This is a genomic window from Rathayibacter tanaceti (assembly GCF_001634385.1).
GTDB lineage: Bacteria > Actinomycetota > Actinomycetes > Actinomycetales > Microbacteriaceae > Rathayibacter > Rathayibacter tanaceti.
Window position 1 is genome coordinate 1 of sequence record NZ_LIIN01000048.1, and the last position, 21,048, is coordinate 21,048.

Sequence of the window (21,048 nt, forward strand, 5' to 3'; positions counted from 1 at the left end):
CGATGGGTCTGGAACCAGCGCTCGCCGTACGTGGCCGCGAGGGAGCGGTGGATGGCCTCACGAAGGGCGACTTCGGCGAAACGCACCGCAGCGTGGAGGTTCGCCGCGAGTTCCGAGTCGAGAAGGTACAGGGCGATAGCGTCTCGGTCCCCCGCTGTGGCCGCGCGGAAGCGCCGCAACCGCTGCTTCGCGAGGCTGTGGATCAAGGCGGCCTGCTCGGCGGGGCTGAGTTGTGGAATCACACCGGTAAGGGTACAGTCGTGCTCATATTCCCCCGGCAGAGGCCGTAGCGGGTTTCGGAAACCGCCGTAGATCATCGATCACGGCGGTTTCGCCTTTAACTCGACACCCGCCCGCCCCTCCCGTCACCGCCGCAGCGTATGGCTCGACTTCTCGTCGAAGCGCACCTGGTAGGCGCTCGCGAAACGGTCGGGTCGCCCAGCCCCGCTCGCGCGCGGCCGCATTCGACCACAGATCCCCGGCGATCAGAGTCGAAGACGCCTCCTAGAAGAAGTTTTGCGCCAATTCGGGGAGGTGACCCCTGGAGTCCCTCTCGTAGAAGACGAGCACTGCTCATGAAATGGAGGCTTCGAAGTGGCACAGAATAACTCCAAAAGTGTGAGGTACGGAGTTCTTCTCGTCTCCTTACTACTCTCAATTGTGACGGGCTGCATCGCGCCACCCGCGACGGCCTCTACAGGCGACGGAAGCACAATAGTCTTTCAGTGGAAGAATTCAGAGAAACGAAACCTTTTTGTTCGATCAGGTGCATGGAACGGCAATAAGGGCTTCGGCTGGGTGAAGATTCAAACCAAGCACAACATCCACAAGTTCGAAACCCTCCGCTTCATCTCGAACAACCCGAAGGGCGCGATCTTTCAAGGGTCTGATGCACTGTATGAGTGCTTACGCCAATAAGAAGGTGTGCACAGACGGGAAGTGTACATATACGGAGAGCATTCCCGTCAGACTCGTCATGGCCTTCGAGTACGTGACCACGTACTACGGCGTTGACATCAACGGTACGCTCGGAGTGAAAACCAGCTACTGCATCTCGGACGATCGGGCGGGCGACTGTCCCGATTGGGTAGATCTGGCCTTCGCCGAGACGAGCTCGTCGACGAATTCTCTCGACGGCGAATCCGCGACTACCACCACAGCAGACATGAGCTACTCGCCTCGGGCCTGACGTGTCGACATGAGGAGGAGGAGGGCATGGACTCCACAGCAGTCGCCCGCTTCGTCAGACATCTGCGTTCGCGAGTCGAGGACAACCTCGATCCCCGCTCGGCGCAGCTCGTGTGGGTCCGTGGGGTGGAGAACGCGGACGGCGACGCGGTCATCCTCTACCGCGAGAGCCCCGGCGGTCCCGTGGTGGGGCGCCGCTACCGCCTTCAGGACTATGCGGCCCTGTTCGACGTCGGCTCCTCACCCGAACGGCTCGCCGACATCGCCTTCACAGACGATGTCTCGGACCCGACCGGCGGAGGCGTCGAGGACGCAGCGGCCGACGAACGGGCCGGGCTCGATCCCGGCAGCGGGGTGCGCTGGGTGTGACCGCGGAGACGCCGGTCGGCCGTGAAGAAGGACGCCGTGGTGTGCGGCGTGACGAGCAGGACGTGCGGGTGCGCCAGCGGACGGACTCCGCGTGTCACCGCCGCAGCGTATGGCTCGGCTTCTCGTCGAAGCGCACCTGGTAGGCGCTCGCGAACCGGCCGAGGTTGCCGAAGCCCCACTCGCGGGCGACGGCCGCGACGGTGGTGGAGCAGGGGTCGCCGGCGACCAGGTCCGAGCGGGCGCGGTCCAGGCGCACGTCGCGCAGGTAGACCGACGGAGACACGCGAGGTGCCGCTTGGTCGCCTGCTGCAGCGTGCGGGTGTGCAGGCCGGCCGCGCGGGCCGCGTCGGCCGGGGTGATCGGCTCGTGAGCGTGGTGCTGGAGGAAGTCGAGCGCCACCCGGGTGCGGGAGGCGGACGGGCGGCGCAGCACGGCGGGCACGTCCCACGCGCGCCACGGGAACAGCAGCAGCAGCGCGCGGGCGAGGTCCAGCTCGGCGGTGAAGCGCACGAGCGGAGTGATCGCGGCCGTCGCGAGTGCGGCGCTCGCCTCCGTCACTGCGGCCCGCCAGCGCGCGAGGACGCCGGGGTCGGCGTCGGCCCCGTGGTCGAACGACACGGGCTGCCGGGGGCCGGAGTGGGTCTCGGTTGCGACGTCCTCGAGGAACCCCGGGGCGAAGTGGATGAGGTTCTGCCGGTGCGGCTCGAACTCGAGCCCGAAGTGCCGCTCCGCCGGGAAGAGGAACGGCTTCGAGAGCGAGCCGGTCCGGGTGAACGGCGGCACGTCCAGTCGACCGCCGCCGGCGCGGAACCAGCCGACCACGTACTCCTTCAGGTGCGGGACGTGACCGGTGAGCGCGCCCGCGCAGTCGGAGGTCCGCAGGGTCACCCGTTCGCTTCCGCGGACGGCGTAGCGGTACGAGAAGGCGCGTTGCGCCGGCGCAACGCGGAACTCGCCTCCCCCGTACGCCTGGGCGTAGACCGCGGAGGCGGCGGCCGGGTCGTCCCCCGAGACCTCGTAGCGCCGGTCGGCGCGCTCGTCACCGACGAAGGGACTGCCGAGGGTGAAGGTCGACTCGCTCATGACATCCGCCCGGGGCGACGACGGAGGGAGCAGTGCATGGCGGTTCTTCTTCCGGATCGGGAGCCACGCAGGTCGCGCGACAGGTTCGTACGTCATCAAGACGGGTCGGAGCGGCGGATCGTCACAGATCGGCGGCACTCGGAATCCGGCCACCGGATTCGGCGGCCGGTTGTCAAGGCTGGTAGTCATGCCGGGCGGCGCCCACACTGAGGGCACTGTGCGCGTCCCGACGCGCGCCCGAGCAGCGGAGGAGGCGCTCATCGACGACAACCCGCTGCTGAGCGCGTCCGACGCGACCCTCGCCTCCCGAGCGGTCGACGGCGACGTGCAGGCGTTCGAGCAGCTCGCCCGCCGGCACGGCGCGCTGATGCGGGTCTATGCGGCGAAGCTCCTCGGCTCGGAGGCCGAGTCGGAGGATGTGGTGCAGGAGGCGTTCCTCACCGGCTGGCGCCGCCTCGCCGACCTCGACAGCCCCGCGCACATCCGCAACTGGCTGATGCGCATCGTCTCGAACAAGGCGATCGACCGGATCCGCGTCCGCCGCCGCCACGACGACATCGACGACTGGGACCCTCCCGCGCCTCCGGAACGCTCGCCCGAGCGCATCGTCGAAGCGCGCCTCCAACTGGACGCCGTCTGGCAGGCGCTGGACCGATTGCCTGCCGATCAGCGACGCTGTTGGCTACTCCGCGAGACCGCAGGCTACAGCTACCAGGAGATCGCCGACGCTCTCGAACTCCCCGTCTCGACGGTCCGCGGGCTCCTCGCCCGGGCACGACGATTCCTGCTCCACGAATTGGAGGCATGGCGATGACCGTCGACGACACTGTGCCCGCGGACGACCTCGACGGCCACACCCTCGAGGAGCTGAGCGAGTACCTCGACCGCGGCCGCGAGCCCTACGACCCCTCGATCGAGGGCTCGGCCGCCTGCCGACTCGCGCTCGCGAACCTGACCCGGCTCGCCGAGGTCTCGGCGCGTGCACTGCGCCGCGAGGCCGATCGCGAGCCGGACCGCGACGAGATCTGGATCGCCGGGCTCCTCGAGGCGATCCGCTCCGAGGTGCGCTCAGGCCGCGACATCCCGGTCCAGCACCCCGACCCGACCCTCCGCCTGGCCCTGACGGAGGCGGCCGTGCGCGGGATGGTCCGCCGGGCCGGCGACACCATGGGCGGCGTCATCATGGGCCGGTGCACGCTCGACGGCGACGTCTCGACTCCGGGTGCCGTGGTGCGGATCGACGTGACCTGCGCTCTCGAGTTCGGCCTGCCGGTCGACGCCGCGGCCGATCGCCTGCGCGAGCGCATCCGCTACGCCCTCGAACGCCACACCGAGCTCACCATCGGCGCGATCGACGTGACCGTGGACGACGTCTACCCCCGGCGGGAGGAGCAGAAGTGACCGACGACACCGCGCTCTCGCGGCGGCTGACCGACGAGATCCGCGACACCGAGGGAGTGACCGGCGTCTACCCCGCGCAGCCGATCGTCGAGGCGGCCGCCGACGCGGTCGCGGTGTCGCTGGCCCTGCGTCTGCCCGACGTCCTGGTCGACATCGACCGGTCAGAGGGGTTCACCACCGTGACCGCGCACATCGCCGCTTCCGCCGCCCTGCCCGCGCCCGAGACCCTCCGCCTCGTGGGCGAGCGGATGCACGCGCTGCTCGCCGCGGATCCCACGGTCCCTGGCCCCTTCGCCGTGAACGTGAAGGTCCGCCTCGTCGAGGACTCGGGCCGCGCCGAGCACTGATGCCGACCCGCAGCGACGCTACGTGAACGGATCACCTCTTAGGAGGTGGTCCGTTCGCGTTTCAGGGCGACACCCGCTCGAAGCCACACCGTCGTCTCCACCCCCCCAGAACCCCGGTGATACGACCGCTCCGCGGTACGAGAACTCACAACAATCGATTCTGGCTACAGCGAGAGCCGTCACAGACACTCGCGAGTATTCGTGGGCCACGTTCTGCCAGCGAATCCCACCGTCCTCCGCCGCAAATCGAATCGAACAATCACACCATTCCACGGCGGAGCCGATAACCAATCCAGGGCCGATGTCCGCTTCTACCCGCCATGCGTCGACGCCATCGAGAGTGTCCCGTGCAGCACGATGCGCGAACCACATGCCGGGAAAATGATCATCGGCCGTCGAGGTGACTATCGCACCCCTCGGTTTGTTGCCCCACCTTGTCGAGTCCATGTCGTGTGCTTCGAACTCCGACGGATTGCGCCGCTGCGACAGGTGGCGCTGATATCCACCGCTTGTTCGGAGTCCCTCGACATGTCCGTCGAGGACAGTCAGAACAGCGGGAAGGGCCGCATACTCGTCTACAACCTCTGGATCAACACCGGATTCGAGAACTTCTTGACCGGCCAGGCCCTCCGGATAGGGACTCTCCACGAACCCCACCGAAGCAAGGCTCACCTCTGTGAGATCTGTCAGAGACCGGGCAGCCATGACCCCGTAAGAAGTGTCGGCGTTCCACGACCGCACTCTCTCGAGGCGGGAGACGAATTCCAGCAGAGGATCTGCCTCTCTTCCCATCGGTAGGTGTTGCACGAAGTCTAGATCCACGGCAGGAGCGCGAAGAGGCCGGACCCTTCTGACCATCCACGAAGAAAGGGGACACCCCGAACTCCTTCGACACCCCGGGCTCCTTCGCGACGTGAGCGACCGGCCGGCGGTCGTCGAGCACACGCGAGACGAGCAGCAGCCTCCCGTGAACCGTCAATCGCGCGTTAGCGTGGGACATCGAGGCCTCCTGGCGGTGGTTGAACGAGACCGCTCCATGAAGCCAGGAGGCCTGACCGCGTCACACGACCCGAAGCGCCACCGACGTCACGGCTCAGTACAGCTAGGCGCTCCTCGCCCGCCGCGCAAGCCCGCGAATCCGTCGCCGCGGTTCGCGAGAGTGGAGGGCATGCAGCAGCTGACCTACGCCTCGAAGAGCTTCGTGACGACCGATGCCGTGACCGAGGCGCTCCTCGACCTGGTCACCGCGATCGACCGCCAGGATCACTCCGAGGCGGTGACGGTCCCGGCCTTCACCGAGGACGGCGAGCTCATCGAGGCGAAGATGACCCTCGACGCGAGCAGCGAGCTGGTGGCCGTGCCCGTCGAGGTCGCGATCAAGGACGAGGAGTCGACGACCGACGCCGTCGATGCCGCCGTCGAGGACATCCGCTCGCGCATCAAGAGCAACCGTGCCACCATCGCCCGCCCCCTCTTCGACGAGGACCCTGAGCCGTACGACTACGAGGAGTTCTGAGCACCCTCCGCCGGCCTCACGGCGAGGCGGCGGTCAGGCTCCCGCGACGGTGGAGCCGCGGATCAGGAGCTGCGTCGGCAGCAACGTCAGGCGGTCGACCTCCTCGCCGGCGAGGAGGCGCACCAACACGTCGACCATCGCCTCGCCGAGGCCGTTCGTCGGCTGCCGCACAGTCGTGAGGCGCGGCTCGCTCGCCTCCGCGAAGTAGTCGCCGTCGAAACCCGCGAGGGCCACATCGCCCGGCACCGAGAGCCCACGCTCGCGCAGCGCGGTCAGCGCGCCGGCGGCCATCTGGTCGTTCGAGGCGAACACGGCGTCGATCGGGCGTCCCGAGTCGAGGAGGCGCCGCATTGCGGACGCGCCGTCCTCGGGCGAGTAGTCGCCCAACTCCACCAGCGAGGCGTCGAGGCCGGCCGCCTCGACCGCCGCCCGCCAGCCGGAGAGCCGGTCGATGGCCGCCGGCATGTCCTGGCGGCTGGCGATCATCGCCGGGGCGCGCCTCCCCAGGCCCAGCAGGTGCTCGGTGACCTCGCGCGCGGCTCCGGTGTTGTCGACGTCGACGACGTAGCTGCCCGCCGCCTCCGTCAGCGGGCGCCCGCCGAAGACCATCGGGAGGGAGGCGCCGAGGTGCGCGTAGGAGTGGTCGCCGCTGTGGTGCGAGACCACGAGGGCGCCGTCGACGTTGCCGCCGAGCAGGTAGCGGCGGGTCTTCTCGGGAGTCGCCTCCGACGCGATCACGAGGGTCAGCGTGTACTCGGTGTCGGCGAGCGCCATCGCCGCGCCCTGCACGACCGAGGCGAGGAACGGGTCGGCGAACACCTTCGCCGCCGACTCCGGGACCACGAGCGCCACGGTCTGGGTGCGCCGGCTGGCGAGGGAACGTGCGGCACGGTTGGGCACGTAGCCGAGCTGCTCGATCGCGTCGAGCACGGCGGCACGGGCGCCGTCCTTCACGCGGGGGGAGTCGTTGACGACTCGGCTGACCGTGGCGCGGGAGACTCCGGCGAGTGCGGCGACGGCTTCGAGCGTCGGCGCGGCCGAGGAGGTGTCGTCAGTCATGAAGGCCTCTCGGAGTGTGTGGGTCCGAGGCTAGCCGAGCGCTCGGCGTGCCGGCTGGCAGCGCCTCCCGGGCCGCCGGATCGGAGATCGGCCGCCCTCCGCCCCCACCGCCCGAGGGCTCCGCTCAGCCCTTGACCGCTCCGCTCCTGATCCCCGCGATCAGCTGCCGGTGTCGGCGGAGGCGGGCCGGCGGCGAGCGGCGAGCGGCTACGCGGTTCTCGACGGAGGCGATCCGCCGCGAGACCGCGAAGTTCAGCAGCCCGAGCAGCACGATCAGGAGGAACAGCAGCCAGGCGATCGCCGCGGCCTTGCCGAAGTTCTCGCGGGCCTGAATCACCGCGGCGGGCGATCACATCCTCGACAGGTCCCCGGGGCGTGATCGTCCCCGGCGGCGGACTGGGCGGCAGCACCGAGGGACTGTCCGATCAGAACGTAGCGGGATGTCGGGCGATGTCGAGGGCGCGGAGGACCTGAGTCGGCGTCGTGAGACCGGTGATAAGGCGTTGCGTGATATCGATGGTGACGGATCCGAACTGCGAGAAGTCGCTGACGTGCCGCAACAGCACCGTCGCGACGTCCTCGCGAACGTCCTCGACACGGACGGGGCGGAGGCTGTCGCCGGCGCGGCCCCAGATGTCCAAGGCGAGGGGAAAAGCGAGTCTCGCGGCCGGCTCGGGGATGCGCGGTCTCGGAGCGAACTCGAGCACGCGGGCGCCGTCGGGGCCTGTCAGCGTGCGAGTGTCGGGTGCGTAGTCCCAGACGACCGTGCCGTCCGCTTCTTCGGACCGCCAGCGGGTGATGAGGGGGTCGACGAAGATTCGGCGCTGCGTGGCTGATCCGCCGGCCTGGGCGATGCCGGTGTAGGTATGGCGGCCCAGGGATGCCGTATCGAGCACGATGGACATCATGCACATAAGGGTCGTGTCAGCGTGCATGTCGTCGGTCATAGTGTCACCTCGAATATATTTCGAGCAGTTCCATAAGGCGAGTATAAATCCTCAGGAAATGCTCATCTCTAACGAGACTCCCGTTACATTCCGGCTACCTGCCGTCGCTGGACCGCTCCTCACCACCCCTCCGGCCCAGCGGTCCCCGCCTCATACTCGTCCAGCGGAGCATCACCGCCGGCCCAGTGCGCGAGCACCGGACTCACAATGCGCCAGCACTGCTCAGCCACATCGCCCGGGACCGAGAGCAGGGTGTCGCCCTGCAGGAGGCCGGCGAGGACCTGCGCGTAGGGGTCCAGCGTGGCCGCGCCGGGCTCGGCCGCCAGAGTGGTGCGCTCAAGGTCGGTCAGCTCATCGGCGCTGTTCACGACGACATCCAACTGCACGTCGCCGGCGGTGAGGCCGATCCGAAGGACCGTTCCCGCCTCGGCCCCGCGGAGTCCGCGCGGCGGCGTGGCCGCCCGGAAGTGGATCGCCACCTCCTGGCGCGGGTCGCCGATCCCCTTGCCGGAGCGCAGGACGAACGGGACGCCCGCCCAGCGCGGGGTGTCGACCTGGAGCAGCAGCTGCGCGAGCGTCTCGGTGCCGGTCTCGGAGTCGACATCGGGCTCGTCCGCGTAGGAGGGGAGGAAGCGGCCGTCGACGCGCCCCTCGGTGTAGCGGGCGCGGCGAGCGGAGGAGGGGTCGTCCCGCCAGAGCCGCACGGTGCCGAGCACCTCGGCCATCCGCGCGTGGACCTCCTCCGGGGTGACCTCGTCGGGGCGCTCCATCGCGGTCAGCGCGAGCACCATCAGGAGGTGACTCTGCAGCATGTCGCGCAGCGCGCCGGTCTTCTCGTAGAAGGCCGCACGCCCCTCGATCCCGAGCGTCTCGTCGTAGACGATCTCGACCTTCTCGATCTGCTCGGCACTCCAGCTCGCCTCGAGCAGGCGGTTCCCGAAGCGCAGGCCCAGCATGCCCAGCACGGTCGCGTTGCCGAGGAAGTGGTCGATGCGCCAGAGGCGTCTCTCGGGGAGGACCCTCGCGAACGCCGCGTTAAGAGCGATCGCGTCGTCGAGGTCCTCGCCGAACGGCTTCTCGATCGCGACCACCAGCTCCTCGGGCAGGTCGAGCTCGGCGAGCGACGCGGCCACCACGTGCCCCATCGCCGGCGGCAGAGCAACGTAGAGCACCGGAGTCGACGGGCACGCGTCGAGGAGGGCCTTCAGCTGCTCCGGGTCGGAGGCGTCAGTGGCGACGAAGCGCGCCCGCGACGCGAGCGCCTCGACCGTGTGCGCGGCGACTCCCGCCTCCTCGAGGCTGCGGCGGACGAGCCCCTGCCACTCCTCGTCGCTCTGCGGCGTGCGCGCCGCCCCGATCATCGTCAGCTCGAGATCACGCGCGAGCTCGGCCACCCGGCCCAGGCCCGGCAGCAGCAGCCGCTCGGTGAGGTCGCCGCCCGCCCCGAGGATCGCGATGCTCCGCTGCTCGCTCCCCAGCGCCGTGGCCTCGGGGATTCCGATCTGCTCCGTCATGGTGTCTCCCTCGTGGGCGTCGTGACTCGGCAATCACGGTACGCGACGGGCCCGGGCCTCCGGCCGGGAGCACGGAGGGGTTGAGGAAGCGCGCCCGGAGTGGCAGGGCTCCTCGTGACCGATCGGGATGCGGTGGCGACGACGCGGTTCGACGGACCGCGCGTCGCGATCCCCGCGCCGACCCCCTTTTCAGGCTCCAGCCACTGCTGTCCCCGGGGGCGCGGGGGGTCTTCAGGACATCCTGGCATCGCGGTTGCAGGATTTACTGGAACCTCGAGTACAGGAAAACCTGCGGAAGGACGCCGCGCGTGAAGGGCAACGAACTGGCGTGGCGCACCCTGGCCGACCAGGCGCTCGAGGGGCGTCGGCGTTGGAACAACGTCGGTGACATCGCCTCCGACGCGGGCGCGCCGACCTCGACCGCCTCTCTGGCTCTCGAACGGCTGGAGAGCATCGGCGCGATCACGCGGTACCGGCGCGGTGGACGCGGGTTCGCCGAACAGCAGGCGGAACGCTTGCCAACGCTCACGAGAACGACAGACATCAGTGCGCCCGGAGCCGGATGCGCCGCGCCGACTACCGCTGGGAGCGTGTCCTCGACATCTGCATGAACCCGGCGATCAGCAGCGCTATGCCCACCACCGCGGCGACGGCACCGAGCGGGACATCGCCCGAGGTCGTCAAGAAGATGCTCCCGACGAGCACGAAGGTAGCGATGATGAGCGTGATGAGTGCGGCATTCTTACTCGAAACGCCGGCGACCGACCTCTGCGTCATCGACTTATCCTTTCCCCTCCTGGAGATCTTCCGATCCCCCGTCGAGCGAGCACATCGCGGAGTTCCGGGAGATCTGAAGAACGACTGCACTATCTACCTCAGGAAGAACTGTGCTGGAGAAGAAAACCACTCGGGCAATCGGAGGTGCTCCTGGCGATGCACACGAGACTCCACCACGCGACAGTTGTGAGCGGACGAGCGCGGGACCATATTCCGTCCTCAGCGGCGGCTCCCCGGGGCACCGTCCGCGGGGCACGGCGCGCACGGGCAGGTCATCGGATGAGAAACCTCCTCCACGTCGTGGACGAGGCCCTCGTGAAGCCGACGTCGAGCGTCAGACGACTCCCGCCGCCGTTCCCGACACGATCAGGTCGGCCCGCCCGCGGGTCGCCTCGATCAGCACCGCGTTCGCGCCGTCGACCTCGGAGGCCCAGGCGGACGCCGCCTCCGGGGCCCGGCCGAAGGAGACGTGCCGGTCGACGAGGCGCTCGAAGCGCTCGGTCTCGGGCGTCGCGCAGAACCAGGCCTCGTCGAACTCGGCGCGCAGCAGCGCCCACGGACCCTCATCGACGAGGAGGTAGTTGCCCTCCAGCACCACGAGCGAGGCGGCGGGGTGCACGGCGAGCGCCCCCGCCACTCCCTCATCGACCGTGCGCTCGAAGGTCGGCGCATAGACGACATGGTCGGTCTCGATCCGGAGCCGCCGGACCAGAGCGAGGAAGCCCCAGCCGTCGAAGGTGTCGAGCGCGCCCTTGCGGTCGCGGCGGCCGAGCTCGTCCAGCATCGCGTTGGCGAGGTGGAAGCCGTCCATCGGCACGACGGTGGCGGTCCCCTCCTCCGCGAGTTCGTTCGCCCGGGCGACGACGGCGCGGGCGAGCGTGGTCTTGCCGGCTCCGGGGCTGCCTGCGATCGCGACGATCGCGCGGCGGCCCGGCCCGGTCAGCGCGAGGGCGCGCCGGGCCAGCTCATCGAGGCCGGGGCACTCGGCCCCCGCTTCAGGCCTCACCACGGCCGCTCTCCAGCGGGGTCACCAGGAACCCGCGAGCATGGCGGACGAGCGCGGAACGCTCGACGGTCGTCGACTCCCGCTTCGGATGCATCCCGTCACGCTAGACCGGACGATCCGGCCGCCGCCGGAGCCCCGCCGCAATTCTCGGGCGACTCGGCGCCCGCGGACGTAGCGTGGCCCCATGAACACGTTCACTCTCCACAACGGTGTCGAGATCCCCGCCCTCGGACTCGGCGTCTTCCAGACTCCGCCCGACGAGACCCGCGCCGCCGTCACCGCCGCGCTCGACGCGGGCTACCGGCACATCGACACGGCGGCCGCCTACGGAAACGAGCGCGAGGTCGGCGAGGCGATCGCCGGCCGCGACGACGTGTTCCTTGAGACGAAGGTGTGGATCAGCGACTACGGCTACGCCGAGACGCTGCACGCCTTCGACAAGAGCGCCGGCAAGCTCGGCGTCGAACGGATCGACCTGCTGATCCTTCACCAGGCCCTGCCGGGCGCCTTCGAGCGCACCCTCGACGCCTACCGGGCGCTCGAGCGGCTGCTCGCCGACGGGCGGGTGCGGGCGATCGGAGTGAGCAACTTCCTGGTCGAGCACCTCACCCGAGTGATCGCCGAGACCGACGTCGTCCCCGCGGTGAACCAGCTCGAGGTGCACCCGTACTTCCAGCAGCGGCGCGTCGAGCGCTTCGGCTGCGAGAACGACATCCTCACTCAGGCCTGGTCGCCGATCGGCGGGATCACCGCCTACCGCGACTCCCCTCGCCGCAGCTTCGACGACCCGGTGCTCCTCGAGCTCGGCGCCGCACACGGCAAGACGGCGGCGCAGGTTATGCTGCGCTGGCACCTGCAGGAGGGCCGCCAGGTCATCCCGAAGTCGACCAGACCCGAGCGGATCGCCGAGAACATCGACGTCTTCGACTTCGCGCTCTCCGGCTCGGAGCTCGCCCGCATCGACGCCCTCGAGGCCGGCGTGCGCGGCGGGCCGGACCCCGAGGCCGTCACGCTGGAGGCCTACGGCCGCGACATCCCCGAAGCGTGAGGAAGGCGTCCGCCACGGGAACACCGCGGCCTCCGCGAACGTTCACCCCTGCATGAGCGTTCCCCTCTCGATCCTCGACCTCGCCCCCATCGCCCCCGGAGAGACCGCCCGCGAGAGCTTCGCGGCGTCGGTCGCCCTGGCGCAGGAGGCGGAGCGCGCCGGCTACCGCCGGGTCTGGTACGCCGAGCACCACAACATGGCCAGCATCGCCTCCAGCGCGACCTCGGTGCTGATCGCCCACGTCGCCTCGCAGACGTCGACCATCCGCCTCGGCTCCGGTGGCGTCATGCTCCCGAACCACTCACCGCTCACGATCGCCGAGCAGTTCGGCACCCTCGAGAGCCTGCATCCGGGACGCATCGATCTCGGGCTGGGCCGCGCTCCCGGAAGCGACCAGGCCACCTTCCGCGCGCTGCGCCGCGATCCGGAGTCGTCGGACCGCTTCCCGCAGGACGTGCTCGAGCTGCAGGCGTTCCTGGCCGGGCGGTCGCGCGTCCCCGGCGTCAGCGCCACCCCCGGCGCGGGCACCGGCGTGCCGCTGTACATCCTCGGTTCGTCGCTGTTCGGCGCGCAGCTCGCCGCCTCGCTCGGCCTGCCCTACGCCTTCGCCTCGCACTTCGCCCCGGAGGCGCTGCACCAGGCCGTCGCCGAGTACCGGCGCGGCTTCCGCCCCTCCGAGCAGCTCGACGCCCCCCACGTGATCGCCGGAGTGAACGCCATCGCCTCGGACACCGAGGAGGACGCGCGCGAGCAGTTCGCGCAGATGAAGCGGGCCCGCCTGATGATGCTGCTGCGCCAGAGCGGGCAGATCCCGCTCGACCGCACCTTCGACGACGAGGAGCTCGATGCCCTGCTCAGCGCCCCGATCGGCGCGCACGTCGCGAGCATGACCCACTACACCGGCGTCGGCACCGGCGACCAGGTCGCCGACTACGTCACCGGCTTCGCCCGCTCGGCCGATGCCGACGAGGTCATCGTCGCGCACGCATCGCTGCAGACGGAGGCGCGCCTGCGCTCGGTGAGGCTGCTCGCGCTGTCGAACGCCCGCATCACGGCATAGGGGCTCCCTACGCGACGAGCAGGAGGTGTGCCGCGGCGGGCGACGGGATTCGATCCCCGCCACTTCGAGATGTGATCGGTATCGGAACGAATAGTGAGGCAGGCTCCGTTCTGGTAAAAATCTCGAGGGCGTGACCCTGGCTGATCGCCAGCGGTCGCCACGAGAGGCGAGACGACTGCCGATCGGCACTCGGAGACGCCCGATGACGACTCACCACCATTCGAAAGAGAACCTCCATGACACCTCCCCCCTCCCGTCCGTTCGCCACAGGGCTCGCTGCGATCGCGATGACGGGCGTCCTGCTCCTGGGCTCGCCCAGCGCGTTCGCGCAGGACATCGCTCCGACGACGTCTGCTCAGGACTCGTCAGCTCAGCCCACCGCGGCGTCCTCGAACGTCCTGGTCGGCGGCGAGGAGCTCAAGCGGGGGCAGTCGATCCAGTCCGCCACGGCCACCTTCCGCATGCAGGACGATGGGAACGCCGTGGTCTACTCCTCCGGCGCTGTCCGCGGCGGCTGGAACACGGGGACGCAGGGCCGCGGTGATCGCCTGGTCGTGCAGACGGACGGGAACGTCGTCGTCTACGACGCCGCGAACCGCCCGGTCTGGTCGACCGGCACCGACGGCGAGCCCGGTTCCGTTCTCCGGATCCAGGACGACGGCAACCTCGTCGTCTACCGCGCTAGCGGCTCGCCCGCGTGGGCGAGCAGCGTGAACAGCCGCATCACTGCACCCGATGTCGTCGTCCTCGAACCCGGACAGTCGCTGACCGCCGGGCAGCAGCTGACCGCAGACGCGAGCCGTGCGACGATGCAGTCCGACGGCAACTTCGTGATCTACACCTCCGGCCAGCCGCAGTGGTCGACGGAGACGACGGGCGCCGGAAACCGGCTCGAGATGCAGCGCGACGGCAACGCCGTGATCTACGGCGCCGACGGCTCGGTGAAGTGGTCGTCAGGAACGGCCGGCAACCCCGGCGCCCAGATGACTCTCACCCCGCGCGGAGTCCTCGTCATCGGGGGGAGCCAGACGGAGCCGCTCTGGAGCAGCAGCGGTCAGCTCCGACGCGACACCCTGCAGCAGGAGGACTCCCTTGTTGCGGGTGAGCAGCTCACCTCGGCCAGCGGCGCATGGCGCGCCGAGATGCAGTACGACGGCAACTTCGTCGTCTACGGCGCCCGCGGTGCCGACTGGTTCACGGGCACCTCGGTGCCGGACAGCGTCATCGCGCTGGATCTCTTCGGCGACCTCGTCGTCTACGCGCCCGGCTCGGGCGAGGGCGAGGGCATCTGGGGCAACGGACCCAAGACGACCTTCTCCTCCGGCCCGAACGGTCAGGTCCAGCCCTTCCGCCTCGTGATGCAGGACGACGGCAACCTGGTCGAGTACGACGGACTCGGCCGCCCGGTCTGGGCAAGCCGCGGCGTCTGACCGCGCAACGAAGGCTGAGCGGCCCGGCCCGCCCCTAGGGGGTGGGATTCGGGCCGCTCAGCCTTCGTCGTGGGGGCGTCGCCACAGCCCCTCACGCCTCCGGCATCGAGAAGTCCGCGAAGTCGAACCCCGGCGACACCAAGCAGCTCACCACCGCGTCCTCCGCCGACGGCAGCGTCCGCTGCCACACGTCTCCCGGCACGAGTGCCTGCACCGCGAGGCCGTCGACCGGCGACCCGAGCAGCACCGTCTCGGCGTCCACGGGCCGGTCGCCGACTCCGCCGTACTGCACCGCCACGCGGCCCAGCCCGTTCCAGATCCAGGTCTCGGGCGAGGCGACCCGATGCCAGGCCGACGTCTCTCCCGCCGGAAGCAGGAACACGATCAGCGTGGCCGCGGGCCGCTCCCGCACCGTTCCGTCGTCTCCCGTGAGCGACAACCGCTCCGGTGAGGTCCATGTGCGCCGGTACCAGCCACCCTCCGGATGCGGTTCCAGCCCCATCGCCGCGGCGAGCGCCGGTCGTCGCACACGTTCGAGCACGCGCCCGTCCACGCTCCGCCGCTCCACCAGCCCGCCCGTCAGCTTCGCGTCCATCGGACCTCCCCCGAGATGATCGTGGCGAGGGCCGATCCCTCGCCGCTTTCGACGATCGCAGCGACCACGTCGTGCGCGGTCGAGCCGCCGAGATCGAGCACCGCGAGGTCCGCGAGGGAACCTGCGGTCAGAGCGCCGAACGAGTCCGCCGAGCCCATCGCGATCGCCCCGCCGAGCGTCGCCGCGTGCAGGAGCCGCGCGTGCAGATCGCGCGCGGTGTACCCCTGGGCCCGTGCGATCCGGTGCAGCTCGGCGACGTCTCCGAGCAGGTCGAGCGAGGGAGTGGACGAGAGCGAGTCCGTGCCCACCGAGATCGCATTGCCCTCACGCAGGTAGTCGGCCACCGGGGCCTCGTCGAGCCCGATCACCGCGTTCGATCGCGGGCAGAGCGCGACGGAGGTGCCCGCCCGCCGCAGCGTCGCCCGGTCCTCCGCATCCACGTAGATGCCGTGCGCGATGTGCACGTCCTCGCCGAGCGCTCCGATGGTCTCGGCGTAGGCCACGGGCCGCAGCGCGCTGCCGCCATTGCGCAGCAGGTGGAAGCCGTCGTAGCCCCAGAGGCGCCACTGCTCCGCCAGGTCACCGCGGCCGTGCATCGTGTACTCCGCCTCCCACGCCGACTCGGCCAGGTGCAGGTGCCGGCGCACGCCGAGCTCCTGCGAGAGCCCGGTCAGATCGCTGAGCACGGGGGTGTCGAGCGAGTAGGGGGCGTGCGGCGAGAGCCCGATGCGAGCGACCCCGGAGGTGCGCACCAGCTCGGCTGTGATCGCCCGGCCGCTGCCGCGCCAGTCGTCCTCGAGGAGGCTCATCAGCTCCCAGTAGGCGATGCCGTGCACGCGTCCCGCCTCGAGCACGTCGAGCGCGTCGAGGTCGGTCACGATGTCGGCGATGGCGGTGGTGCCCGTCGAGACCGCGATCGCGAGGCCGTCCGCTGCCGAGGCCCGCCAGTCGTGCGGCTGCTCGTAGACCACCTGGAACGCCCGCGACCAGTCCTCGAAACCGAGGTAGCGGCCGGCGCCGACGGTCGACATGCAGGTGTACTGGAGGTGCGAGTGCGCGTTGACGAGGCCCGGCACGATCACGCCGGGCCATTCGTGCACCTGCTCCGCGCCGCCCGTCTCAGCGAGCACCTCGGCGCGCGGACCGACCGCGAGGATCCGCTCACCCCGCACAGCGACAGCGCCCGCGCGGATCGGCTCACCCAGCACCGGCACGACCCAGGGGGCGAGGTGGACCTCGACGCCCGTCACGGTATCCACGCCGACGGCATGAGGCCCGCGAGGCTCGCGACCGAGGCGGCTGCGGCCAGCAGCACGGCGAGCGCCGTCACCGTCCAGTCGGCCGGGGTGTAGCGGATCTCACGCAGCCAGGTGCGCTTGGCGGTTCCGAAGCCGCGCAGATCGAGTGCGTCGACCGTGTCCTCCGCGTCGACGAACGAGGTGATGGTCACCGGCACCATCAGCGGAGCGATCTCGCGCAGCCGCCGCACCGGGTTGCGGGTGTCGGCGCGCTCGTAGCCGCGCAACCGCTGCGCCGCCGCCGTCTCCCGCAGGTTGGCCGCCGCGCTCGGGAGGAACATGAACGTCAGGTCGATCCCGTAGGCGAAGCGCGCCGGCACTCCGAGGCGAGCGAAGGCGACCGCCAGATCGCCGGGGCGGATCGCGAAGGCCAGCGGGAAGCCGACGGCGACCAGTGCGAGGAAGCGCAGCAGCATGGTGACGGCGTACGACACCGCCCCCTCCGTGATCGGCAGCCCGATCAGCGGCACCGTGAGCAGAGTCGTGCCCGTCGCCGACTCCCCCGAGCTCGTCGCGCCGACGATGATCCCGTTGATGCCCGCGAACACGACGACGAACACGGCCACGACGGCCCAGTTCGAGCGCACCTCCCTGAACGGGATCCGCGCGCTGAGGTAGTAGGCGAAGGCCACCGCGGTGAGCACCGCCATCCAGCGCAGGTCCTTCACCTGCGTCGCGGTCACGACGAGCATCACCGGGACGACGATGAGCACCCGAGGGTCCCGACGACCGAGGAAGGAGTCGCCGCCGAGATACCGAGGCGATACCTCCATCTCGCGCGCCCGTCAGCGCCCGGCGAGGTTCTGGAGCGGCTTCCAGACCCGGTCGAGCACGGGCACGAGGATCACCGCGGTGATGCCCGTGGCGACGATCGCGAGCAGGTAGGAGCCGAAGAACCAGTACTCGACGGTGACGCCCAGCAGCAGGTCGGTCACGGTGAAGAGCAGGCCGACGACGACCGCGGCGACCGCGATGGCGGCGGACCAGACGACCTGGCGGCCGGTCGTGCGCGGCTCCTTCGCGTAGTAGCCGATGAGTCCCGCGAGCAGGCCGACGAGTCCGTTCGCGATGCTCCAGTTCCAGTAGGTCAGGAACCCGTAGCCCAGGATCTGGTCGACGATCGCGTTGCCGACGGCACCGGTGAAGAACCCGGCGATCGGGCCGAACCGCAGACCCACGAAGGGGATGATCGCGATCGCCGGTCGGATCGAGATCATGGTGCCGGGCAGCACGAAGCTCAGGGCACCGAGGGCCCCGTAGAGCGCGGCGCCGACGGCGCCGAACACGATCGTGCGGGACGAGACGGTCCAGGGACCGGTCCGTGCGGAGGTCGCGGTGGTGGTCACGGGTGTGTCCTTTCGAGGGGGTGGGGAGCAGTGTTCTCGGCCCGGCGCAGCGCCGGGCCAGATCGAGGGGGCGGGAGGCGGCCGGCCGCGGGTCCGTGGCTGCGCGCGGCCCGCACGAAGTCGGTCTCGCGGAGCACGGCCCGCTCGTGGGCCGGGGTGCCGGGCGCGTGCCACAGCCCGTGGTCGTGCACGATCTCGGCAGGAGTCGCGTCGGCCACGATCCCGCCGCCGTCGACGACCACGATCCGGTCGGCCCGCGAGAGCGCCATGTCGATGTCGTGGGTGATGAAGTAGACGCTGTCGATGCCCTCGATCGCCCAGACCGCGTCGAGGAAGTGGCGGGACGAGCGCTGATCCTGGCCCGCGGTCGGCTCGTCGAGGATCAGCGTGCGCGGGCGGAGGGTCAGGGCCAGCGCCACCGCGAGCCGGCGCTGCTGCCCGAACGAGAGCGTCCGCGGCGGGCGCTGAAGGATTCCCGGCACATCGTGCAGAGCGACTGCGCGCAGTGCCGCGTCGGCGATCGCGGGGATCTCCTCCTCCGGAACCCCGAGATTGCGGGGCCCGAAGGCGAGCTCGGCCGCCACGTTCTCGCTGAACAGGGCCTGCCCGGGGTTCTGGAAGAGGTAGCCGCAGGTCGAGACCAGCTCGGCCGCGCTCAGCTCGTGCACGGGCCGCGCGTCGAGCAGTACCCGGCCGCGGGTCGGAGCGACAAGTCCGACGGCGGCGCGCATCAGGGTCGACTTGCCCGCGCCGTTGCGGCCGAGGACGGCCACCCGCTCCCCCGCCTCGAAGCGGCGCTCGACGGCCAGGATGGTCCGTGTGCCGTAGCCGAGCTCGGCTCCCTCGAAGTGCAGGCGGGCCGCGGCCCCCGGGGCGATCGGAGGCGCGGCGGGCACCGCCTCCTCCTCGCCCGACGCGCTCGCGAGCAACGCCGAGAACGGCAGCGTCACCGACTCCGGCGACGCGACCTCGAGGAACCCGGCGACGCCGCCCGAGTACACCACACGCCCCTCCTCGAGGTAGACCACCCGGTCGGGATCGAGCGCGAGCACCTCGTCGACACGGTGCTCGACGATCACGGCCGCCCCGCCTCCGTCGACGTACGAGCGGACCGCGGCGAGTAGCACGTCGGCCGCATCCGGGTCGAGGTTCGCCAACGGTTCGTCGATCACGATGATCTTCGGCTCGAGCACGAGGATCCCGGCGAACGCGACGAGCTGGAGCTGACCGCCTGAGAGCTCGTGCGGCGCAGTCGCGAGCAGCGCGGTGAGCCCGAGCCGCTCGGCGACGCGGTGCGCGCGCTCGCGGATCTCGCGCGGCGGTGTCCCGCGGTTCTCGAGCCCGAAGGCGATCTCGGCGAGCACACTGTGCCCGACGACCTGCTTCGCCGGGTCCTGGAGGAGCGTGCCGACGACCTCCGAGATGTCGCGCAGGGCGAGCGGTCCCGCCTCGCGACCCTCCACCTCGATCCGGCCGGTCACCTCCGCCCGGTACGAGCGGGGCACGAGACCGTTGAGCACTCGGAGCAGCGTGCTCTTGCCGCACCCGGAGGGCCCGGCGACGAGCACAACCTCGCCGCTCGACACCTCGAACGACGCCTCGACGAGCGCGGGCAGCTCGGCGCTGCGGTAGGTGACGCCGACACCCTCCAGGCGGAGCAGCGCGGTCACGAGCGGGCTCCATCACGGAGCGGCGCGGCGCGGCGCCCGGTCGAGGTCCAGCTGCCGAGGAAGTCCCGCTGAGCGGGGCTGGCGCGGTCGATCGAGAGGCCGAGGGCCGCGAGCTTGGCGCGCGCGACCCGGTCGTCGACCTCGGGAGGGAGCAGGTGGACCGCCGGCGCGAGGCTCTCCGCCTCCCGAGCGAGCAGGTCGATCGCCGCGGCCTGCACGCCGAAGGAGAGGTCCATGATCTCGATCGGATTGCCCTCTCCCGCCGTGCAGTTGATGCAGCCGCCGTCGTCGAGGACGACGATCGAGCGGCCGGTGGGCAGCACGAAGCGTTCGAGCGCGTGGCCGATGCTCTCGCGGACGGCGCCGGCCTCGACGGCCTCGTCGATCGCGATCTCCTGCGCGACGCCTCCCGAGACAGCGACCGCAGCTCCCTCGGGCAGCGCGAGCAGGTGCTCGACGTCGATGGTGTGCGCGATGCCGGTCGCCGAGACGAGCAGGTCGGCGGTGCGGGCGGCGTCCTCGAGCGGAGCGACGTCGTAGCCGGCGAAGACCGCCTCCAGCGCGCGCACCGGATCGACCTCGGCCACGCTCACCCGCGCTCCGAGCGCGCGGGCGTGCTGGGCGACTCCGCGGCCGACCGGCCCGAAGCCGGCGATGACGACGTGCGCGCGGTCGAGCGGAGTGGCGAGCAGGTCGAGCATCGTGAGGAGCGTCGACTGCCCCGTCCCGTGCCGGTTGTCGAAGAGCGTCTTGCAGCGCGCATCGTTCACGGCGAGCACCGGGATCCGCAGCGCTCCCTCGCGCTCCATCACCCGCAGCGGACGGAGCCCACTCGTCGTCTCCTCCGTCGCCCCGCGCAGCGTCTCGAACGCCACCGGCCGCTCGGCGTGGGCGAGGCGAGTGACCGAGGAGCCGTCGTCGACGAGGATGTCGGGACGGCGGTCCAGCAGCGCGAGCGCGAAGGCGTGGTCGTCGGCCGTCGTCGCGTCCGAGCGGGCGAACACCGCGACCCCGGCGTGCTCGAGAGCCGCCGCCGTGTCGTCGTGCGTGTGGAGGCGCCGCACATCACACTGACGTCGGCGCCGGCCGCCGCGAGCTCCAGCGCGAGCGTGGCGGTCTTGGGCTCGAGCACCAGCACGAGGCCGATGCGCAGCCCTGCGATCGATCCGCTCTCGCGCAGCTGCGCCGAGACTCCCCTGGTCACGGGCATGAACCGCGCGGCCCAGTCGATCTTGGCCTGACCCTGGTTCCACAGCGAGGCGTCGCGGATCCGCCCGGTCACGCGAGCACCTCCAGGGCGAGGGCGCGGTCGGCGCGGGCGACGAGCTCGCCCTCGCCCGCCGCCGGGTCGGCCGCGCGGGCCCGGGCGAGGGCCAGGGCGAAGGAGGAGGAGA

General features: G+C 70.6%; 24 protein-coding genes and 1 pseudogene. 9 read left to right on the forward strand and 16 right to left on the reverse strand.

Annotated elements, in window-relative coordinates; translation table 11 throughout:
* On the reverse strand, nucleotides 1–242 hold a 242-nt coding region (locus ACH61_RS07640), incomplete at its 3' end, for an Abi family protein (protein WP_161489637.1).
* A gap of 734 nt (nucleotides 243–976) precedes the next feature.
* Between ACH61_RS07640 and ACH61_RS07645 the strand changes: the two genes are divergently transcribed.
* Nucleotides 977–1,189 carry a hypothetical protein gene (locus ACH61_RS07645; protein ID WP_068210612.1) on the forward strand — a complete coding sequence of 71 codons (213 nt, stop codon included), beginning with the start codon at nucleotides 977–979 and terminating at the stop codon, nucleotides 1,187–1,189.
* A 26-nt stretch (nucleotides 1,190–1,215) separates the two neighbouring features.
* A complete protein-coding gene (locus tag ACH61_RS19290) occupies nucleotides 1,216–1,557 on the forward strand; it encodes a hypothetical protein (RefSeq protein ID WP_082845096.1) in 342 nt (113 codons plus the stop codon).
* A gap of 94 nt (nucleotides 1,558–1,651) precedes the next feature.
* Here the strand turns inward: ACH61_RS19290 and ACH61_RS19295 are convergent, their stop codons facing one another.
* Nucleotides 1,652–2,014: a helix-turn-helix domain-containing protein gene (locus tag ACH61_RS19295; RefSeq protein WP_413784026.1), complete on the reverse strand. Its 363-nt coding sequence runs from the start codon at nucleotides 2,012–2,014 to the stop codon at nucleotides 1,652–1,654.
* An 843-nt stretch (nucleotides 2,015–2,857) separates the two neighbouring features.
* Here ACH61_RS19295 and ACH61_RS07655 point away from each other — a divergent pair.
* From ACH61_RS07655 to ACH61_RS07665, 3 genes are read left to right on the forward strand one after another with little or no spacing between them, the layout of a single operon-like run.
* The gene (locus ACH61_RS07655) at nucleotides 2,858–3,454 is read left to right on the forward strand and encodes an RNA polymerase sigma factor (RefSeq protein ID WP_330220142.1); all 597 of its coding nucleotides are present in this window, start codon (nucleotides 2,858–2,860) and stop codon (nucleotides 3,452–3,454) included.
* Nucleotides 3,451–4,041, forward strand: coding sequence for an Asp23/Gls24 family envelope stress response protein (locus ACH61_RS07660; protein WP_132504590.1), 591 nt, complete (start codon nucleotides 3,451–3,453; stop codon nucleotides 4,039–4,041). The genes ACH61_RS07655 and ACH61_RS07660 overlap by 4 nt, the downstream gene beginning before the upstream one ends.
* Entirely contained in the window at nucleotides 4,038–4,388 is a 351-nt protein-coding gene (locus tag ACH61_RS07665) for a hypothetical protein (protein WP_068210621.1), read from the forward strand. The genes ACH61_RS07660 and ACH61_RS07665 overlap by 4 nt, the downstream gene beginning before the upstream one ends.
* Nucleotides 4,389–4,406: 18 nt before the next feature.
* On the opposite strand, the gene ACH61_RS19300 is transcribed toward ACH61_RS07665, so the two are convergent.
* Nucleotides 4,407–5,210: a hypothetical protein gene (locus tag ACH61_RS19300; protein ID WP_169809831.1), complete on the reverse strand. Its 804-nt coding sequence runs from the start codon at nucleotides 5,208–5,210 to the stop codon at nucleotides 4,407–4,409.
* Nucleotides 5,110–5,388: pseudogene (locus ACH61_RS18840) on the reverse strand (hypothetical protein); the annotation flags it as partial. The pseudogene ACH61_RS18840 and the gene ACH61_RS19300, both read right to left, overlap by 101 nt.
* A gap of 168 nt (nucleotides 5,389–5,556) precedes the next feature.
* Here ACH61_RS18840 and ACH61_RS07670 point away from each other — a divergent pair.
* Nucleotides 5,557–5,904 (forward strand): hypothetical protein, encoded by a 348-nt coding sequence (locus tag ACH61_RS07670; protein ID WP_068210624.1) that lies wholly within the window; start codon nucleotides 5,557–5,559, stop codon nucleotides 5,902–5,904.
* 33 nt (nucleotides 5,905–5,937) lie between these two features.
* Here ACH61_RS07670 and ACH61_RS07675 read toward each other — a convergent pair whose 3' ends face one another.
* The 6 genes from ACH61_RS07675 to ACH61_RS07705 form a co-directional block, all read right to left on the reverse strand.
* Nucleotides 5,938–6,963: a LacI family DNA-binding transcriptional regulator gene (locus ACH61_RS07675; RefSeq protein WP_068210627.1), complete on the reverse strand. Its 1,026-nt coding sequence runs from the start codon at nucleotides 6,961–6,963 to the stop codon at nucleotides 5,938–5,940.
* A 124-nt stretch (nucleotides 6,964–7,087) separates the two neighbouring features.
* The gene (locus ACH61_RS07680) at nucleotides 7,088–7,300 is read right to left on the reverse strand and encodes a hypothetical protein (RefSeq protein WP_068210630.1); all 213 of its coding nucleotides are present in this window, start codon (nucleotides 7,298–7,300) and stop codon (nucleotides 7,088–7,090) included.
* Between the two features lie 88 nt (nucleotides 7,301–7,388).
* Nucleotides 7,389–7,910: a hypothetical protein gene (locus tag ACH61_RS07685; RefSeq protein WP_068210633.1), complete on the reverse strand. Its 522-nt coding sequence runs from the start codon at nucleotides 7,908–7,910 to the stop codon at nucleotides 7,389–7,391.
* A gap of 119 nt (nucleotides 7,911–8,029) precedes the next feature.
* Entirely contained in the window at nucleotides 8,030–9,424 is a 1,395-nt protein-coding gene (locus ACH61_RS07690) for a glucose-6-phosphate dehydrogenase (protein WP_082845100.1), read from the reverse strand.
* A 576-nt stretch (nucleotides 9,425–10,000) separates the two neighbouring features.
* Nucleotides 10,001–10,201 (reverse strand): hypothetical protein, encoded by a 201-nt coding sequence (locus ACH61_RS07700; RefSeq protein WP_068210640.1) that lies wholly within the window; start codon nucleotides 10,199–10,201, stop codon nucleotides 10,001–10,003.
* Nucleotides 10,202–10,535: 334 nt separating this feature from the next.
* Nucleotides 10,536–11,210, reverse strand: a complete 675-nt coding sequence (locus ACH61_RS07705) for a nucleoside/nucleotide kinase family protein (protein WP_068210643.1) — start codon at nucleotides 11,208–11,210, stop codon at nucleotides 10,536–10,538.
* A gap of 181 nt (nucleotides 11,211–11,391) precedes the next feature.
* Between ACH61_RS07705 and ACH61_RS07710 the strand changes: the two genes are divergently transcribed.
* From ACH61_RS07710 to ACH61_RS07720, 3 genes are all read left to right on the forward strand, one after another.
* On the forward strand, nucleotides 11,392–12,255 hold the full coding sequence (locus tag ACH61_RS07710; RefSeq protein WP_068210646.1) for an aldo/keto reductase: 864 nt from the start codon (nucleotides 11,392–11,394) through the stop codon (nucleotides 12,253–12,255).
* A gap of 52 nt (nucleotides 12,256–12,307) precedes the next feature.
* Nucleotides 12,308–13,315, forward strand: a complete 1,008-nt coding sequence (locus ACH61_RS07715; RefSeq protein WP_068210649.1) for an LLM class flavin-dependent oxidoreductase — start codon at nucleotides 12,308–12,310, stop codon at nucleotides 13,313–13,315.
* Between the two features lie 236 nt (nucleotides 13,316–13,551).
* Nucleotides 13,552–14,745: a hypothetical protein gene (locus tag ACH61_RS07720; RefSeq protein WP_068210651.1), complete on the forward strand. Its 1,194-nt coding sequence runs from the start codon at nucleotides 13,552–13,554 to the stop codon at nucleotides 14,743–14,745.
* Nucleotides 14,746–14,836: 91 nt separating this feature from the next.
* On the opposite strand, the gene ACH61_RS07725 is transcribed toward ACH61_RS07720, so the two are convergent.
* From ACH61_RS07725 to ACH61_RS07750, 6 genes are all read right to left on the reverse strand, one after another.
* Nucleotides 14,837–15,340 carry a cupin domain-containing protein gene (locus ACH61_RS07725; protein WP_082845101.1) on the reverse strand — a complete coding sequence of 168 codons (504 nt, stop codon included), beginning with the start codon at nucleotides 15,338–15,340 and terminating at the stop codon, nucleotides 14,837–14,839.
* On the reverse strand, nucleotides 15,325–16,599 hold the full coding sequence (locus tag ACH61_RS07730) for an amidohydrolase family protein (RefSeq protein ID WP_236713598.1): 1,275 nt from the start codon (nucleotides 16,597–16,599) through the stop codon (nucleotides 15,325–15,327). The genes ACH61_RS07725 and ACH61_RS07730 overlap by 16 nt, the downstream gene beginning before the upstream one ends.
* A complete protein-coding gene (locus ACH61_RS07735; RefSeq protein ID WP_068210657.1) occupies nucleotides 16,587–17,351 on the reverse strand; it encodes an energy-coupling factor transporter transmembrane component T family protein in 765 nt (254 codons plus the stop codon). The genes ACH61_RS07730 and ACH61_RS07735 overlap by 13 nt, the downstream gene beginning before the upstream one ends.
* Before the next feature lie 72 nt (nucleotides 17,352–17,423).
* Nucleotides 17,424–17,984, reverse strand: a complete 561-nt coding sequence (locus tag ACH61_RS17345; RefSeq protein ID WP_068210659.1) for an ECF transporter S component — start codon at nucleotides 17,982–17,984, stop codon at nucleotides 17,424–17,426.
* On the reverse strand, nucleotides 17,981–19,654 hold the full coding sequence (locus ACH61_RS07745) for an ABC transporter ATP-binding protein (RefSeq protein ID WP_068210662.1): 1,674 nt from the start codon (nucleotides 19,652–19,654) through the stop codon (nucleotides 17,981–17,983). The genes ACH61_RS17345 and ACH61_RS07745 overlap by 4 nt, the downstream gene beginning before the upstream one ends.
* On the reverse strand, nucleotides 19,651–20,718 hold the full coding sequence (locus ACH61_RS07750) for an adenosylhomocysteinase (protein ID WP_161489640.1): 1,068 nt from the start codon (nucleotides 20,716–20,718) through the stop codon (nucleotides 19,651–19,653). The genes ACH61_RS07745 and ACH61_RS07750 overlap by 4 nt, the downstream gene beginning before the upstream one ends.
* Between the last annotated feature and the right edge of the window lie 330 nt (nucleotides 20,719–21,048).

Coding starts and splice junctions, on each gene's coding strand:
- ACH61_RS07700 (WP_068210640.1), bottom strand. CDS start 10,201: ATGACGCAGAGGTCGGTCGCCGGCGTTTCGAGTAAGAATGCCGCACTC.
- ACH61_RS07660 (WP_132504590.1), top strand. CDS start 3,451: ATGACCGTCGACGACACTGTGCCCGCGGACGACCTCGACGGCCACACC.
- ACH61_RS07645 (WP_068210612.1), top strand. CDS start 977: ATGGCCTTCGAGTACGTGACCACGTACTACGGCGTTGACATCAACGGT.
- ACH61_RS07725 (WP_082845101.1), bottom strand. CDS start 15,340: ATGGACGCGAAGCTGACGGGCGGGCTGGTGGAGCGGCGGAGCGTGGAC.
- ACH61_RS19290 (WP_082845096.1), top strand. CDS start 1,216: ATGGACTCCACAGCAGTCGCCCGCTTCGTCAGACATCTGCGTTCGCGA.
- ACH61_RS07690 (WP_082845100.1), bottom strand. CDS start 9,424: ATGACGGAGCAGATCGGAATCCCCGAGGCCACGGCGCTGGGGAGCGAG.
- ACH61_RS07670 (WP_068210624.1), top strand. CDS start 5,557: ATGCAGCAGCTGACCTACGCCTCGAAGAGCTTCGTGACGACCGATGCC.
- ACH61_RS07715 (WP_068210649.1), top strand. CDS start 12,308: ATGAGCGTTCCCCTCTCGATCCTCGACCTCGCCCCCATCGCCCCCGGA.
- ACH61_RS07710 (WP_068210646.1), top strand. CDS start 11,392: ATGAACACGTTCACTCTCCACAACGGTGTCGAGATCCCCGCCCTCGGA.
- ACH61_RS07720 (WP_068210651.1), top strand. CDS start 13,552: ATGACACCTCCCCCCTCCCGTCCGTTCGCCACAGGGCTCGCTGCGATC.
- ACH61_RS07675 (WP_068210627.1), bottom strand. CDS start 6,963: ATGACTGACGACACCTCCTCGGCCGCGCCGACGCTCGAAGCCGTCGCC.
- ACH61_RS07685 (WP_068210633.1), bottom strand. CDS start 7,910: ATGACCGACGACATGCACGCTGACACGACCCTTATGTGCATGATGTCC.